Origin of the sequence: Parvimonas sp. C2, assembly GCF_035282405.1 — a bacterium.
In the GTDB taxonomy this organism is placed as follows: Bacteria; Bacillota; Clostridia; order Tissierellales; family Peptoniphilaceae; genus Parvimonas.
This window is the reverse complement of the sequence record NZ_JAYKBP010000002.1, coordinates 479,788-494,920: the sequence shown is the minus strand read 5'-3', so window position 1 is coordinate 494,920 and position 15,133 is coordinate 479,788. Positions and strand designations below refer to the sequence as shown.

General features: G+C 29.3%; 16 protein-coding genes. 13 read left to right on the top strand and 3 right to left on the bottom strand.

What is annotated here, in order from left to right; translation table 11 throughout:
- Positions 1-97 precede the first annotated feature (97 nt).
- Positions 98-832 (bottom strand): ABC transporter permease, encoded by a 735-nt coding sequence (locus VJI95_RS05435; RefSeq protein WP_324010535.1) that lies wholly within the window; start codon positions 830-832, stop codon positions 98-100.
- The gene (locus VJI95_RS05430) at positions 825-1,736 is read right to left on the bottom strand and encodes an ATP-binding cassette domain-containing protein (protein ID WP_324010534.1); all 912 of its coding nucleotides are present in this window, start codon (positions 1,734-1,736) and stop codon (positions 825-827) included. The genes VJI95_RS05435 and VJI95_RS05430 overlap by 8 nt, the downstream gene beginning before the upstream one ends.
- Before the next feature lie 280 nt (positions 1,737-2,016).
- Between VJI95_RS05430 and VJI95_RS05425 the strand changes: the two genes are divergently transcribed.
- The 12 genes from VJI95_RS05425 (at position 2,017) to VJI95_RS05370 (ending at position 13,399) form a co-directional block, all read left to right on the top strand.
- Positions 2,017-2,703 carry a Crp/Fnr family transcriptional regulator gene (locus VJI95_RS05425; protein WP_324010533.1) on the top strand — a complete coding sequence of 229 codons (687 nt, stop codon included), beginning with the start codon at positions 2,017-2,019 and terminating at the stop codon, positions 2,701-2,703.
- Positions 2,704-2,789: 86 nt separating this feature from the next.
- Entirely contained in the window at positions 2,790-4,172 is a 1,383-nt protein-coding gene (locus VJI95_RS05420; protein ID WP_324010532.1) for a hypothetical protein, read from the top strand.
- A 317-nt stretch (positions 4,173-4,489) separates the two neighbouring features.
- Positions 4,490-5,308 carry a molybdate ABC transporter substrate-binding protein gene (gene modA / locus VJI95_RS05415; protein ID WP_324010531.1) on the top strand — a complete coding sequence of 273 codons (819 nt, stop codon included), beginning with the start codon at positions 4,490-4,492 and terminating at the stop codon, positions 5,306-5,308.
- 44 nt (positions 5,309-5,352) lie between these two features.
- A complete protein-coding gene (gene modB, locus VJI95_RS05410; RefSeq protein WP_324010530.1) occupies positions 5,353-6,015 on the top strand; it encodes a molybdate ABC transporter permease subunit in 663 nt (220 codons plus the stop codon).
- Between the two features lie 19 nt (positions 6,016-6,034).
- Complete coding sequence (locus tag VJI95_RS05405; RefSeq protein ID WP_324010529.1) at positions 6,035-7,078, top strand: sulfate/molybdate ABC transporter ATP-binding protein; 1,044 nt, start codon at positions 6,035-6,037, stop codon at positions 7,076-7,078.
- Positions 7,079-7,099: 21 nt separating this feature from the next.
- Positions 7,100-8,041: a GTP 3',8-cyclase MoaA gene (moaA, locus tag VJI95_RS05400; protein ID WP_323999423.1), complete on the top strand. Its 942-nt coding sequence runs from the start codon at positions 7,100-7,102 to the stop codon at positions 8,039-8,041.
- Position 8,042: 1 nt separating this feature from the next.
- Positions 8,043-8,528 (top strand): cyclic pyranopterin monophosphate synthase MoaC, encoded by a 486-nt coding sequence (moaC, locus tag VJI95_RS05395; RefSeq protein ID WP_324010528.1) that lies wholly within the window; start codon positions 8,043-8,045, stop codon positions 8,526-8,528.
- On the top strand, positions 8,528-8,959 hold the full coding sequence (locus VJI95_RS05390; protein ID WP_324010527.1) for an MOSC domain-containing protein: 432 nt from the start codon (positions 8,528-8,530) through the stop codon (positions 8,957-8,959). Before moaC ends, VJI95_RS05390 begins: the two co-directional genes overlap by 1 nt.
- Before the next feature lie 611 nt (positions 8,960-9,570).
- Positions 9,571-10,575 (top strand): ABC transporter ATP-binding protein, encoded by a 1,005-nt coding sequence (locus VJI95_RS05385; protein WP_324010526.1) that lies wholly within the window; start codon positions 9,571-9,573, stop codon positions 10,573-10,575.
- Complete coding sequence (locus VJI95_RS05380; protein WP_324010525.1) at positions 10,575-11,510, top strand: ATP-binding cassette domain-containing protein; 936 nt, start codon at positions 10,575-10,577, stop codon at positions 11,508-11,510. The genes VJI95_RS05385 and VJI95_RS05380 overlap by 1 nt, the downstream gene beginning before the upstream one ends.
- Before the next feature lies 1 nt (position 11,511).
- Positions 11,512-12,468, top strand: a complete 957-nt coding sequence (opp4B, locus tag VJI95_RS05375; protein WP_324010524.1) for an oligopeptide ABC transporter permease — start codon at positions 11,512-11,514, stop codon at positions 12,466-12,468.
- Positions 12,469-12,484: 16 nt separating this feature from the next.
- Positions 12,485-13,399: an ABC transporter permease gene (locus VJI95_RS05370; RefSeq protein ID WP_324010523.1), complete on the top strand. Its 915-nt coding sequence runs from the start codon at positions 12,485-12,487 to the stop codon at positions 13,397-13,399.
- A 594-nt stretch (positions 13,400-13,993) separates the two neighbouring features.
- Here VJI95_RS05370 and VJI95_RS05365 read toward each other — a convergent pair.
- Entirely contained in the window at positions 13,994-14,410 is a 417-nt protein-coding gene (locus tag VJI95_RS05365) for a hypothetical protein (protein WP_323999432.1), read from the bottom strand.
- 230 nt (positions 14,411-14,640) lie between these two features.
- On the opposite strand from VJI95_RS05365, the gene greA reads away from it, so the two are divergent.
- Positions 14,641-15,123, top strand: coding sequence for a transcription elongation factor GreA (gene greA / locus VJI95_RS05360; RefSeq protein ID WP_323999435.1), 483 nt, complete (start codon positions 14,641-14,643; stop codon positions 15,121-15,123).
- Positions 15,124-15,133 lie beyond the last annotated feature (10 nt).

Genomic DNA, 15,133 nt, shown 5'->3' with positions numbered 1-15,133 from the left:
AGGGAAATCTTAATCGCTTATAATAATATAATTGTTTGGTAGCAACATTTTATATTATATTTTCTATTTATATTTTAATAAAAAAAGACAAAAAGTCTTATTTTATTTCTTGTTTTTGGAAAATTAAAATACTTAAAGCTGAACAAACTATAATCCAAACAAACATTGCAATTATAAATGTTGTGGTATTTGCTGCAGATGCAGCACCGTCAGTGATTGATACTATATAACCAGGAAATACTTTTGATATATTTAGTTTGTCTTTAAAAATTAAAATTTGAAGTAACTGAACAATTATTGCTAAAAGTATATTTACACCTATTGAAACCGCAATAGCAATTCCTGAACCTCTCACTATAAAAGTAATTAGTGTATAGAGTGAAGCAAGGGCAAATAGAGAAAGACATGCGATAGCTGATAATTTAAATAATTCACTAAACTCTTTAGATGAGATTGAAGTTTTTGTTAATAAGGTAATTGCAATTAAACCCGAAAGCACTAAAACAGCTGTAAAAGTTATAGCTAAAACAAAATTCCAAATTAACTTTGAAAGTACTATTTCATATCTCTTAATTCCTTTAGATGCAATGTTTTTGATGGTTCCTGTTTTAAAATCATTTCCAACAAATATACATATCATTATTGCAAAGAGAAAATCTAAACTGGAAGGATTTGTTATAGTTCTAACTCTTTTAAAAGGTAGACTTCTTCCACTAACTGTTGAGAGTGCGAATATTGCAAAAAAAACTAAAATCATAGTAATCAATAAGCAAACCCACCAAAATTTTGATTTTTGCAATTTAAATCCATCATATTTAAAAACTCTATTCATGTTTACCTCCTATAAGTTCCATAAAGTAATCTTCTAAATCAACATTTTTAAAGCCATAAGAAGTTGGAATTACTCCCTTTGCAGTTATTTGTTTTAGAATATCATCTGAATTTTCTTCCTTGGAGATTGTAAATTTACATTTTTCGCTATCCAATGAGTAATTTACATTACTTTCTTTTAAGAATTCTTCTGTAGTTTGAACATCATCTTCTTTAACTCTTATTTCAAAGCCATCTTCAGTTTTTTCATCAAGCTCTTTAGCAGTAAATTCTTTAATAAGTCTACCTTTGTCTATAACACCATATCTTGTAGCCAATTTATGAAGTTCTCCTAAAATATGGCTTGAAACTAAAACAGTAATACTCTTTTCTTTATTTAATTTTAAAATTAAATTTCTAATATCTCTAATTCCTTCTGGATCTAGTCCATTTGTAGGTTCATCAAGTACTAAAAATTCAGGATTTCCTACAAGTGCAAGAGCTATTGAAAGTCTTTGTTTCATACCAAGAGAAAAATTCTTAGCTTTTTTCTTACCTGTAGATTCAAGTCCAACAACCCTAAGCAAATCGTCAATTTCGGAATCGCTAAGTTTAACTCCTACAGCTTTAGACTGTGCAATTATATTATCTCTTGCAGTCATCTTTGGAAATAATGCAGGATTTTCAATAATACAACCTGTTTTATCTCTTCCCTCACTTAGATTGCTTGAACCAAAAAGTTCGATATCTCCACTTTGTCTTTCGCAAAGGCCTAGTAAAATTCTGATTAATGTAGTCTTACCAGCACCGTTTCTTCCAATAAATCCGTAGATATCTCCACGTTGGATACACATATCGACATTATCTACGGCTCTTGTTTGGCCAAAAGTTTTAGTAAGACCTTTTATTTTTAAAATATCGTCCATAAAAACCTCCTTATAAAGTTCCTGACTTTATTTTAACACAAAACAGTCTCAATATCAATATTATTTATTTATTAAATGCTGTACTTCTACTATCTTCTAAAAGTTTTGAACTCATTCTAGTATAGGAATTTCTCAACTAAGACTCAAGCTGTAAATATAATATTTATAATCAAATTTGTGAAAAGTGGTAAATTTACTGTATGAAAAATATGTTTGTTTGTTGATTTTATTTGTAATAAATGTTAGAATTAAAATTACAAAATAGGTCAAGGAGGTTTAAATGAAAAATAGAGATATTGATTTGAAAAATTTACTAATTTTTTCTGATTTATCAACTGAAGAGATTGATACTTTCAAAGATGAATTAAATATAATGAAATATAAAAAGAATACATTTTTATTTAAACCTGGAGATAAGGCTAATACCATGTATATTATAGCAAGTGGTAAAATAAAAGTATTTACCATAAGTAGCTCCGGAATTGAACAAATGCTTTATATATATCAAAAGGATGATTTTATCGGTGGACTTAATCTTATCAAAAATACTGCTTATATATATTATGGACAAGCCATCGAAGATACTTTTGTAATCTCTCTTTCTAAAGAAAGTTTTGACAAAATTATAAATAAATATCCAAAAGTTACAATAAAGATTTTGGAAGAATCCTTTTTGAGAATTCGTCATGCAGAAGATTTAGTAACAAGACTTATAGAAAACAGTGCAGATGTAAAAGTCGCATCACTTCTTTTGAGTTTAGCTAGAAATTTCGGAGTAAAAAAAACAGACGGAATTTTGTTGGAATTAAATATAAGTCGTGAAAATATGGGCTCATTTGCAGGACTTACAAGAGAAACCGTAACTCGTAAACTTGCAGAACTAAATGCAAAAGGAGTAATAGAACTGATTGAAACAAAAAAGATACTAATAAAAGATGTAGATTATTTAAAAAAGATTATAGGATGATAAATCAATAAGAAGTCTTATATAAATTGACATAGGTATATTTTTATGATACCATTAAGAAGAATAATTTAAAAAGGGGGATATTCATGAGAATTAGTAAGTTAACAAAAAGATTTTTGGCATTTTTATTAACTCTAGCTGTTTCTGCTAGCATAGTTACTACAAATGTTAAAGCCGAAGGATTTTCAGCTCAAGAATTAACTAAAACAACATCTTTTACTGTTGGAAATAAAGCTGAAGATGTTAATATTGAAAATTCAATCAAAGTAAATAAGGCTAATTTAAACAAAGATGAAAGAGGAGTTTATATTGATTGGGAAATTGTTTCAAATGTTAATTCAGAAGGAGGGGGAATTTATGCACCTCTTATTTCACCAAAGGGATGGAATAATCATAATTGGCATTCAATTTTACTTCCAAATTCTTTAAAAGATCCTGAAAATTTAAAGATAAATGGAGAAAAGCCAAAAGGACCGACAACTGCTTTTTCATATGATATTAATTGGGAAAATGCTTATAAATTTAGAAAACAAGGTGAAAAAGATTTTGATAATGATATTGAAAGGTTCTTCACAAAAGGTTCAGGTTCTAGGTCAGGAGAATTGAATACATTAGCTAAAGATTCAAGATATATGATTTATGCAACTAACTTAGTGGGTAGAACAAAAGGCAAACCTGTTAAATGGACTTTTAGGACTTATATAGAAGAAAGTTTTTTAAAAGATGTTCAAAAAAATTCTGTAAAATTGGCTATTTCTTATGCAGAAAAAGCTGGAGGAGAACGTACAAGAGTTAAAGTTGTTGAAGTAAAAATTAAGAATGTTATTGATTTCAATAAAAATACTACAAAATTTGGAGATAAAGAACAACAACATGAAAAAATCAGTGTTCTTGCAGGACAATCAATAGCTAATTCAACTGAAACAAATGCTAAAATTTCAGATAAGAGTTTGAAAAATTATAATTTTGAAGGTTGGAATACAAATGCTGATGGTTCAGGTACTAAGTTTACAAAAGATACTAAAATAACAAAGGATATGGAAGTATTTGGAAAGTGGAAACCTCTTGATGTTTTTGAAATAGAAGATGGACAAGTTATTCCTAAAACTCATGCAAAAGTAACTTTTAAACTTGGAGAAGGTGTAAAAAAAGCAAAAGTTAAAACTTATGCTGTTAAGAAGGGAACAGTTTTAGATCAAAAATATTTCCCGAATGTTGAACTTGAAGAAGGATATAAGGATTTGAAATGGGCACCGAAAAAAAATACTGTGATTGAAAAAGATACTGTATTTGTTGCAAGTGCTACTAAAAAGGAATCAAATTCAAATGATAAAAATGGAAGATTAAAACCGGGAATGGATAAAGAGAAAGGAAAAGCAAAATTACCAAAGACTGCAATAGCTAATAATTCATTATTAATGGCATTACTTAGCTTAGTTGGTTTAGGCTTAACAAAAAAGAGAAAATAGTTAATTTAAAAAGCAAGTTTTAATCTTGCTTTTTTTATTGCAAAAAATGTTCACATCACAATACCTTGAATAGAAAGTCTCCCAACATGTCATTTCGACTGTAGCGTTAGCGGAGTGAATCTAGACCTACTATTATTTGTTTACAAATAATAGTAAGTTCTGTAAAGGACTTAAAAAAACACACCTACAACGGTTATTTTTATAAACATCGTTCGTTTATTTTAGAAATAATTTAACCTTAGTAATTGACTTATTTTTCTTTAGATGTTAAAATTTATTTGACTGAAATAGGTCAAATAAATTTTAAGGAGTATTTTATGAAAAAATTTTTAAGAGTATTTTTAGTTTTAACTATGATTCTTGGTATTACTGCATGTTCTTCAAAACCTGCAGATAAGAAAGAAACTAAAGTAGAAAAGACAGAAAAGAAAAAACTATATGTTTATTGTGCAGCCTCAATGACTGAAACAATGGAAGAAATCAAGAAAGTATATGAAGAAAAACATAAGGATATAGAATTAGTTTATACTTTTGATTCTTCAGGAACTTTAAAGAAACAAATTGAACAAGGTGCAGAAGTAGATATTTTTATTTCTGCAGCTCAAAAACAAATGAATGCTTTGGATAAGACAAAGACTCCAGAAGCAAGTGTAGTTATTGATGAATCTTCTAGATTTAATCTTTTAGAAAATAAGGTTGTTCTTGCTGTTGCAAAGGGAAATTCTTTGGGTCTTAAAGATTTTACAGATTTAACAAAAGCTGAAATTTCTAAAATAGCACTTGGTAATTCTGACGCTCCTGTTGGACAATATTCAGAAGAACTTTTGAAAAACTTAAAAATTTGGGATGAAATTCAAAAGAAAGTTACTTTAGGAAGCAATGTTAAAGAAGTTACAACTTGGATTAAAGAAGGGGTTGCAAACTGTGGTATCATTTATGCAACTGACGCTTATTCAGCAGGCCTTGAAGTTGTTGCAACTGCAAAAGAAGGAATGATTAAGACTCCTGTTTTATATCCAGCTGCAATTATGAAAAATTCTAAAAACTCAAAAGAAGCTAAAGAATTTTTAGAATTCTTAAAAGGTGATGAATGTAAGGCAATTTTTGAAAAAGTTGGTTTTACAAGAGCTAAGTAGATTTTAAATTTTAAATAATAAATTAATATGAAAGGGAAGTGTTTATGGATCTTTATCCTCTTTTAAATTCGCTAAGAATTGCATTAATTTCTTCTGTGATAACTTTTTTTATCGGGATATTCTTAGCGTATTATATTTCAAAACTTAATAGATTTATAAGGGGAATTTTAGATGTTATTCTAACACTTCCTTTAGTATTACCACCAACGGTTATCGGCTTTTTCATTTTGAGATTATTATCTCCAAAGAGTGCAATTGGAAGTTTTTTCTTTGAAAAATTTTCAATAAGACTCGTTATGAATTGGTATTCTGCAATCTTTGCAACTGTAGTCGTAACTTTTCCACTAATGTATAGAATAGCCAGAAGTTCTTTTCAAAATTTCGATATGAATTTAAAATATGTTGCTCAAACTCTTGGAAAGAGCAATACTTGGATTTTTTGGAGAATTACTTTGCCTAATTGTAAACAGGGAATTTTAGCAGGACTTGTTTTAAGTTTTGCCAGAGCCTTGGGAGAATATGGAGCGACAAGTATGGTTTCAGGCTATACTCCAAATGATACGGCAACAATTTCAACAACTGTTTATCAGCTTTGGAGAACGGGAAATGATGCTTTGGCTTATAGATGGGTGCTTGTAAATATTGTAATTTCATTTACAGTTCTTATCATTATAAATATGTTGGAAAAGAAAGCAGTTAAAGATTAAATAAAAATTGGAGTAATTTATGATTTATGTTGATATTGAAAAAAATTTTGGAAAATTTAATTTAAGGACAAAATTTGAATTTGACAATGAAATAATGGGGCTTTTGGGAGCATCAGGAAGCGGAAAAAGTCTTACTTTAAAATGTATTGCAGGAATTGAAAAACCCGATAAAGGAAGAATTATATTAAATGGTAGAGTTCTATTTGACTCTGAAAAAAAGATAAATATTTCTCCAAAGGATAGAAAAATAGGTTATTTATTTCAAGATTATGCCCTTTTTCCTAATATGAATGTCTATGAAAATATTAAAGTGGGTATAAGAGAAGGAGAAAATTTTGATAAATTAATTATGGAAAAACTCGAAGAAATGAGAATTTCTCATTTAAAAGATAAGAAAATATATGAAATTTCCGGTGGAGAAAAACAAAGAGTTGCTCTTGCAAGATTACTTATAAATAAGCCGGAAATTATCCTTTTAGATGAGCCTTTTTCTGCATTGGATGACTATTTAAAATGGAAAATAGAACTAGAAGTTGGGGAAGTTTTAAGAAAATACAAAACTCCTACAATTTTAGTTTCACATAGTAGAGAAGAAGTCTATAGACTTTGTAAGGAAATTTGTGTAATGTCTAAAGGTAAAAGTGAAGAGCTTATGAAAAAGAAAGAGCTTTTTAAAAACCCAAAAACTTTTTCATCCTGCCTTATTTCAGGCTGTAAAAACTTTTCTGAAATTGAAAAAATTTCAGATACAAAACTCTTTGCAAAAGATTGGGATGTTGAGCTTGAAACTTCAGATAAAATTTTAGAAACTCATAAAGTTTTAGGAATCCGTTCGCATTTTATTGAATTTGAAAAATCAGAAGAAAATTCATTTGAAGTTGAAGTTGATAAAGTTATTGAAGATGTCTTTACCTATATTATATTAGTTCGTAAAAAAGGTGCAATAAAATCCATAAGAGTTGAAGTAACAAAGGATATTTGGGAAAAGGTAGAAGGACAAGAACATCTTTTTATCACATTAAGAAAGGAAGATTTAATTTTGTTGGAGGAGGAAAATAATTAATATATCGAGATAGGAGATTATATGAAAGATAGATTTGGAAGAAATATCACCTACCTTAGAATTTCAGTTACTGATTTATGTAATCTAAGATGCAAATACTGTATGCCTGAAAGCGGGGTTGAAAGTCTTTGTCATAGTGATATTCTATCCATTGAAGAAATTGTTGAGATAGTTAAAATCGCATCAAAAAATGGAATAAAAAAAATTAGGTTGACAGGCGGGGAACCTTTGGTTCGTCGCGGTTTTATTAATTTGTGTAAAGAAATTTCTAAGATTGATGAAATTGAAGATATTGCAATAACAACAAATGGAGTTCATCTAAAAGAGATGGCAGATGAACTTTTTGAAAATAAAGTTAGAAGAATAAATTTCAGTCTTGACACTTTGGTAAAAGAAAAGTACAATGATATAACAAGAAGAAATGATTTTGATAAGACTATGGAGAGTCTTTTTTATGCAATAAAAAAAGGCTTTAAGGTCAAAATAAATGTAGTTCTAATCGGTGGCTTTAATGATGATGAAATAGAAGACTTTGTAAATTTAGCAAATAAATATGATTTGGAAGTTCGTTTTATCGAGCTTATGCAAATTGGAGAAACTGCAAATTGGAGTAAGGATAAATTTATTTCAAACAAAGTTGTTTTGGAAAAAGTTCCAGAACTGGAGTTTGACGGAGTTTCGGGAGTTGCGAAAATTTATAAAATAAAAGGACAAAAAGGTAGAATCGGACTTATAAGCCCGATAAGTTGCTCATTCTGTGAAGATTGCAATCGTATAAGATTAACAAGCGACGGGAAATTAAAACCTTGCCTACATTCAAGTGATGAAATAAATCTTAAAGGATTGAGTGGAGAAGAACTTGAAGAAGTTTTCAAGAGAGGAATTTATGAAAAACCTGAAAAACATCATCTTGAAGACGGAAAAAGTGAAAGTGCAAGAGATATGAATAAAATTGGAGGTTAAAATGGAAGAAAAAGTTTTAACTCATATTAATGATCAAGGCCGAGCAAAAATGGTCGATGTTGGAGAAAAAGAAAAAACTAAAAGAATTGCCAAGGCTTTTGCAAAAGTTAAATTAAATGAAGAAACTTTTAATATAGTTGTAAGCGGAAAAACAAAAAAAGGTGATGTTCTAGCCGTTTCTCAAGTTGCAGGAATTATGGGAGCAAAAAAAACTTCCAATATAATTCCAATGTGCCACCCGATAAATTTAGTAGGCGTTGATATTGAATTTAATATGGACTATGAAAACTTTGAAATAGAAATAATTGCCACAACTAAATGTGTTGGAGAAACAGGAGTTGAAATGGAAGCACTGTCAGCAGTTTCAATAGCTGCTCTAACGATATATGATATGTGTAAAGCTGTTCAAAGGGACATTGAAATAACAGAAATAAAATTATTAGAAAAATCCGGCGGAAAAAGTGGAGATTTTGTAAGGGGAAAGTAATGAAAGTTTTAGCAGTAAGTATAAGTGAAAGAAAGGGAATTAAAAAACATCCCGTAGAGTACATAGAATTAATTGAAGATTACGGAATAGACGGCGACGCTCATGCAGGAAAATGGCATAGACAAGTAAGTTTGCTTGGGGTTGAAAGTATGGAAGTGATGAAAGAAAAACTTCCAGAACTTTCAGCGGGGGATTTTGCAGAAAACATCTTAACTGAAGGAATTGTCCTTTATAAATTGCCAATCGGAACAATCTTAAAAGTTGGAGAATGTACTCTTGAAGTTACACAAATAGGAAAAGAATGTCATCTAGGCTGTGAAATCAGACATATTGTTGGCGACTGTGTAATGCCAAGAGAGGGAATTTTCACTAAAGTAATAAAAGGCGGAAAGATAAAAGCAGAAGATAAAATCGAAATCGTAAAAAAATAGATTATATTTAAGACATTTAGACTTTGATGTGAACCCTTAAATCTGGATAAAGGATTTGGGGTTTTTTGTATGAGATTTTATAAGAATTTGAGAAAGTAATTTCACAAATTTTTTTAATTAGTTTAAAATTTCACAAAAAATTCTTTGATTAACTTTCTACAATCTGTAAAATTATTCAAAATTGCTTTTTCTTATGACATCTTAAATTAATATAAATTGTGTAACAATTAATGTAGTATATTACAGGAGTTAAGCAATATAAAATTATAATTGATAGGTAAAAACGACAATTTTTTTTAAATAAATTTCAAAAAAAAGCATAATTATACATTTTTGAAATCAGCTATTATTAGGGACAATAAACTTTAAAAATGTTTTCAAGGTACTTGATTATTCATTTTAAATATTGTATAATTATAATTGAATTTATAACATAAATACAATTATTGATAAAAATTGATTTAACTTTAAGTTGATTTTTGTCTTATAAGGAATTATTTTATAAAATTTTTTTATTCCTTTTTTATTTTAGTTTTTTGAATAGAGAACAAAATGTATTTATGCTTTTATAGAGAATAATACCAAAACACAAAGTTAGGGGGAGAGAATCTATGGATCAAAAAGAATTACTTTTGGAAATTAAAGATCTACACACAAGTTTTAGAATCCGTGATGATTATTTTGACGCTGTAGATGGCGTTGATATGAAATTATTCTCTGATGAAATACTAGCTATAGTAGGAGAAAGTGGTTGTGGTAAATCGACTTTGGCTACTACTATTATGGGGTTACATAATCCAAACTTCACTCGTTCAACAGGAGAGATTTTGTTTGAAGGAAAAAATTTAGTAGGTTTGTCAGAAAAAGAATTTAATGAAATTAGAGGAGAAGGCATTGGAATGATTTTCCAAGATCCACTTTCAGCTTTAAATCCTTTACAAAGAATTGGAAAACAAATTGAGGAAGGTTTGATTTATCATACAAAAATGAATTCTGAAGAGAGAAAAGCTAGAGTTTTAGAATTGATTGAACAAGTAGGTATTCCTAATCCTCCTCGTGTTGCAAGACAATATCCACATGAATTATCAGGTGGTATGAGACAAAGAGTTATCATTGCGATTGCTCTTGCTTGTAAACCAAAGATTATTATAGCAGATGAACCAACAACTGCACTTGACGTAACAATTCAAGCACAAATCTTAGACCTTTTAGTTCAAATTCAAAAGGAAATTAATGCAGGAATTATTTTGATTACTCATGATTTAGGAGTTGTTGCTCAACTTGCAGATAGAGTTTGTGTAATGTATGCCGGACAAATTGTTGAAGAAGCGACTGTTTTAGAACTATTTACAAATCCAAAGCATCCTTATACTAGGAGTTTGTTGAACAGTATTCCTCAAATGGATGCAGATGATGAAGATTTGTATGTTATAAAAGGTATGGTTCCTTCACTTAAAAACTTACCAAGACAAGGTTGTAGGTTTAAATCTAGAATTCCTTGGATAAGTGATGAAGAACATGAAGGAAATCCTACAATGCACGAAGTTTCACCAGGGCATTTAGTAAGATGTACTTGCTATAAGAATTTTCATTTTGATGAAAAGGAGGGTAATTAATGAGCTTTTTAGAAATTAAAGGCCTAAAGGTTCACTATCCGATAAGAGGTGGTTTTTTCAATAAGATAGTTGATTATGTTTATGCTGTTGACGGCGTAGATATGGTTATCGAAAAGGGAAAAACTTACGGACTTATCGGAGAAAGTGGTAGCGGTAAGAGTACTATCGGAAAAGCTATAATCGGTCTTGAAAAAATTACAAGTGGACAAGTTATTTTTGATGGAAAGACACTTACTAAGAAAATGGTAAGAAAAGATAAAGAATTTACAAGAGATGTTCAAATGATTTTCCAAGATAATATGGCAAGTTTAGACCCTAAGAAAAGAGTTATAGACATCATTGCAGAACCTTTAAGAAACTTCGAAAAAATGACTGTAACAGAAGAAAGAAAAAGAGTTTTAGAACTTTTAGATATAGTTGGTATGCCGGAAGATGCACTTTATAAGTATTCATTCGAATTTTCCGGTGGTCAAAGACAAAGAATCGGGGTTGCCAGAGCTATAAGTTTAAATCCTAGACTTATCATAGCTGATGAACCTGTTTCAGCGCTTGACCTTTCAGTTCAAGCACAAGTTTTGAACTTTATGAAAAAAATTCAAAAAGATATGGGATTGTCTTATCTTTTCATTTCTCACGACCTTGGGGTTGTAAAACATATGTGTGATTACATAAACATTATGTACAGAGGAAGACTTGTAGAAAGAGGAACAAAGGAAGATATTTATAAAGATCCACAACATATCTATACTAAGAGATTGATTGCAGCTATTCCGGAAACGGATCCAAGATTAAAAGAACAATTAATCGCAAATAGACTGAGAGTAGAAAAAGAGTATAAAGAATTAGAAAAAGAATACTATGACGAAAAAGGCAAAGTGTTTGATTTACTGAAAATTACAGATACTCACTATGTAGCAAAAAAGGGGGTAAAATAATATGTGGAAAACTGTGTTAAGAAGATTTCTTCTAATGATACCTCAATTAATAATATTAAGTATTTTAGTTTTTATTTTAGCTAAGTTGATGCCGGGAGATCCTTTCTCTGGACAAATTTCACCAACAACTGATCCTAATCAATTAGAAGCATTAAGAATAAAATATGGTTTCTATGATCCATGGTATCAACAATATTGGAGATGGATTACAAATATATTTAAAGGTGATTTTGGTATAAGTTATACATTTAAGTTACCAGTATCTACACTTTTATCACAAAGAGTTAGTAATACATTCTGGCTATCAATATGCTGTGTAACATTATTATATATGGTAGCACTTCCTCTTGGTTTGTTCTCAGGTAGATATAATGGAAGTAAGTTTGATAAAGCCGTTACATTGTATAATTTTGTAACTTTTGCAATACCAGGTTTTATATTTTACTTGGTTATGATTTTGATTTTTGGTTATACATTACATTGGTTCCCAGCATCAGGATATGTTGATCCAGGTGTTAAAGGTTTTGCATATGTGATAAGTAGATTAAGACATATGGTTTTACCTGCAATATGTTATACTTTAATAGCTACAACAGTAATAGTTCAATATTTAAGAAATGAAGTTATAGATGCTAAAGGTTCAGACTATGTAAGAACTGCAAGGAGCAAGGGAGTACCTATTAATAAAGTTTATTCACATCATATTTTTAGAAATTCTCTTTTACCAATAGCTGCATTCTTTGGATTTACTTTAACAGGACTTATTTCAGGTTCTGTATTTATGGAAACTATCTTTAGTTATCCTGGAATGGGAAAATTGTTTTTTGACTCTATACAATCAAGAGATTATTCATTATTGACAACATTAATTATGATTTACGGATTTATGACTTTACTTGGAAGTTTGCTATCAGATATCATTATGAGTATAGTTGACCCAAGAATAAGAATAGAGTAATAGGGGGAGTGATAAAATGAGTAAGAAAAAAGAAATGGAAAAAGATGCTTCCCTAAATAAGCAAGATATTACACCAAGTGCTTTCAAAGTAATTGTTAGGGAATTTAAAAAAGATAAATTAGCAACATTTTCGTTTATATTATTTGTTACGATAATATTGGTAGTATTCATAGGAAGTTTATTCTTTAATCTTGAAGAAGTAATGAAAGTAAATCTTATGAATTCATACTTAAAACCTGGAGAACAAGGATTTATTTTAGGAACTGACCAAGGTGGTAGACCACTTTTAGGACAACTTTTCTTAGGAACAAGAAATTCAATTCTTATAGGTGCCTCAGTAACATTTTTAACTAATTTAATAGGTATAATTGTTGGGTTAATTATAGGATTCTATGGTGGTATAGTAGATAACATCATTATGAGAATTATAGACTTTATCCAAGTGCTACCAATTCTTATGCTTATTATCGTATTTGTAACATTAGTTCCTAGATATAATGCATTTACATTCGTAATTATAATGACTGTATTCTATTGGGTAGGTATTGCCAGACTTGTAAGGTCAAAAGCTCTTTCTGAAGGAAGACGTGATTATATAAGTGCATCTAAGACAATGGGAACACCTTCATGGAAGATAATGTTTGGAGGAATACTACCAAATATTAGTTCAATTCTTATAATTAGTGCTATTTTAGACTTAGCTGGAAATATGGGAATAGAAATAGGACTTACATTCCTTGGTTTCGGGTTGCCGGATGGGGTACCATCACTTGGAACATTAATCAACAAGGCATTGGATCCTACTGTATTAAGAGATAGAATGTATATTTGGTTTCCTGCGTCAATGGTAGTACTTGTACTAATGCTTTCAATTAACTATGCAGGACAAGCATTAAGAAGAGCATCAGATGCAAAACAAAGATTAGGTTAGAAGTAGTATAATATAAAAAATTAAGCGTAGATTTTTTCTACGCTTTTTTGTTGAAATTTAACTATTTACTTTATGTAATTAAAAGATGGGTGCAAAAGCACTCATCTTTTTTAGGAAAGTTAAAATACATTATAAACAGCAATTGAAATTGTATTTGTAAAATTTGGGAGGATTTAAAAGGAACAAAGTCAATGCTGTAGTATGTAAAGTGTGGTAGCGAAGAAAAGGAAAACTTATGGGAGGAGTTTATTATCTTTAAACACTACCACACACTCTATATATACCGTAAAAATGATATTTAAAACATAGAAAAAATCTTTTTAAACATTTTTAATTGTAAAATTAGAACTGTACTAGAATAAAATATAAAAAATGAAAATTGAGTAATTCAATTTTCTATGCAATTATTATAGATTTTTGAAGTTTATTTATTGATATGAGAAAATTATTTGTTTTTAACTTTTAGTTATTAAACAATTAGATACAATGACTCTGGAGATTTTCTAAAGCCTGTTAAGAATGAAACTTCCGTATTTAATATATTTTCGATACATTCCCACAAAAAAACTCCACTTTCGTAGAGCTTTCTAATTCTTATTTTTTACTGTCTTTATATAAATCTGGTAGGCATCTATAAGTTACATTGTCTTCTTCATCTAATATAGTATTTTCATCTACAACAACTAATTTATATTTAAAATCTTTGGCTACAATGTATTTTTTGCCATCTCTCTCTTCGATTTTTACACCGGAATATTCTTTTGGAATACTTTTTTCATATTGCTCCCTTTTTTCTTCCAGTTTTGCAGAATCTGTATTTGGTGTAATTGGACTTGGACCTTGAAAATTTAATTTTGGAGATTTAGAACTCTCCTTTGTTATTACTAATTGTCCTCCTTTATCTCCATCATAAACTTTGTTTTCTAATTTTTTTAGCATACCTGAAGACGCACAAGAACATAACATAATTGATACAACCAATATGCTGATAATTTTTTTAAACTTAGCCATAGAATCCTCCCTTGTAAAATAACTATTAAATACCATTTACTTCATCATAAAATCGAAATGAAACATTAACACTTTTAGACTTTCATTTTATCATACATTTTTGCTTTAGTCAAGTAATTACATAAAAATATTTTTATAATATATATGTAATATTCGTCGTTTAATTGACTTTTTTTTGTGTATTTAGTATAATATTTGAATAGTATTGTAGATTTTTAAGGAGAGATATTATGGATGAAAAAGAGATATTTTTAACTGCTGAGGGTTTAAAAAAATTAGAATTAGAATTAGAAGAATTAAAAACCGTTAAAAGACAAGAAATAGCGGAGAAAATAAAGGTTGCAAGAGATTTTGGAGATCTTTCTGAGAACTCCGAATATGATGAAGCTAAAAATGAACAAGCTCAGATAGAAGAAAAAATTGTTAAACTCGATAATATGATTGCGAATGCAAAGATAATAGATGAAGTTGAGCTAGATACAAAAACTGTTAATGTAGGAGCTACTGTTACTTTAGTTCAAGTTGAAAGTAAGAAAAAGGTTGAATATACAATCGTAGGCTCTGCTGAAAGTAATCCGCTTGAAGGCAAAATTTCAAATGAATCACCTATTGGTAAAGCTATTTTAGGAAAGAAAAAGGGAAATAAAGTTCAAGTACAATTACCGAACGGAAATGTTGTAGAATACAAAATACAAAATATAAAGATAAATTAAGGGGTGATAT

Excerpts from the sequence above, each read along its gene's own strand:
- modA (WP_324010531.1), top strand. The coding sequence starts at position 4,490 with ATGAAAAAATTTTTAAGAGTATTTTTAGTTTTAACTATGATTCTTGGT.
- VJI95_RS05370 (WP_324010523.1), top strand. The coding sequence starts at position 12,485 with ATGAGTAAGAAAAAAGAAATGGAAAAAGATGCTTCCCTAAATAAGCAA.
- opp4B (WP_324010524.1), top strand. The coding sequence starts at position 11,512 with ATGTGGAAAACTGTGTTAAGAAGATTTCTTCTAATGATACCTCAATTA.
- VJI95_RS05435 (WP_324010535.1), bottom strand. The coding sequence starts at position 832 with ATGAATAGAGTTTTTAAATATGATGGATTTAAATTGCAAAAATCAAAA.
- VJI95_RS05430 (WP_324010534.1), bottom strand. The coding sequence starts at position 1,736 with ATGGACGATATTTTAAAAATAAAAGGTCTTACTAAAACTTTTGGCCAA.
- modB (WP_324010530.1), top strand. The coding sequence starts at position 5,353 with ATGGATCTTTATCCTCTTTTAAATTCGCTAAGAATTGCATTAATTTCT.
- greA (WP_323999435.1), top strand. The coding sequence starts at position 14,641 with ATGGATGAAAAAGAGATATTTTTAACTGCTGAGGGTTTAAAAAAATTA.
- VJI95_RS05405 (WP_324010529.1), top strand. The coding sequence starts at position 6,035 with ATGATTTATGTTGATATTGAAAAAAATTTTGGAAAATTTAATTTAAGG.
- moaA (WP_323999423.1), top strand. The coding sequence starts at position 7,100 with ATGAAAGATAGATTTGGAAGAAATATCACCTACCTTAGAATTTCAGTT.
- VJI95_RS05385 (WP_324010526.1), top strand. The coding sequence starts at position 9,571 with ATGGATCAAAAAGAATTACTTTTGGAAATTAAAGATCTACACACAAGT.
- VJI95_RS05365 (WP_323999432.1), bottom strand. The coding sequence starts at position 14,410 with ATGGCTAAGTTTAAAAAAATTATCAGCATATTGGTTGTATCAATTATG.
- VJI95_RS05390 (WP_324010527.1), top strand. The coding sequence starts at position 8,528 with ATGAAAGTTTTAGCAGTAAGTATAAGTGAAAGAAAGGGAATTAAAAAA.
- VJI95_RS05420 (WP_324010532.1), top strand. The coding sequence starts at position 2,790 with ATGAGAATTAGTAAGTTAACAAAAAGATTTTTGGCATTTTTATTAACT.
- moaC (WP_324010528.1), top strand. The coding sequence starts at position 8,043 with ATGGAAGAAAAAGTTTTAACTCATATTAATGATCAAGGCCGAGCAAAA.
- VJI95_RS05380 (WP_324010525.1), top strand. The coding sequence starts at position 10,575 with ATGAGCTTTTTAGAAATTAAAGGCCTAAAGGTTCACTATCCGATAAGA.
- VJI95_RS05425 (WP_324010533.1), top strand. The coding sequence starts at position 2,017 with ATGAAAAATAGAGATATTGATTTGAAAAATTTACTAATTTTTTCTGAT.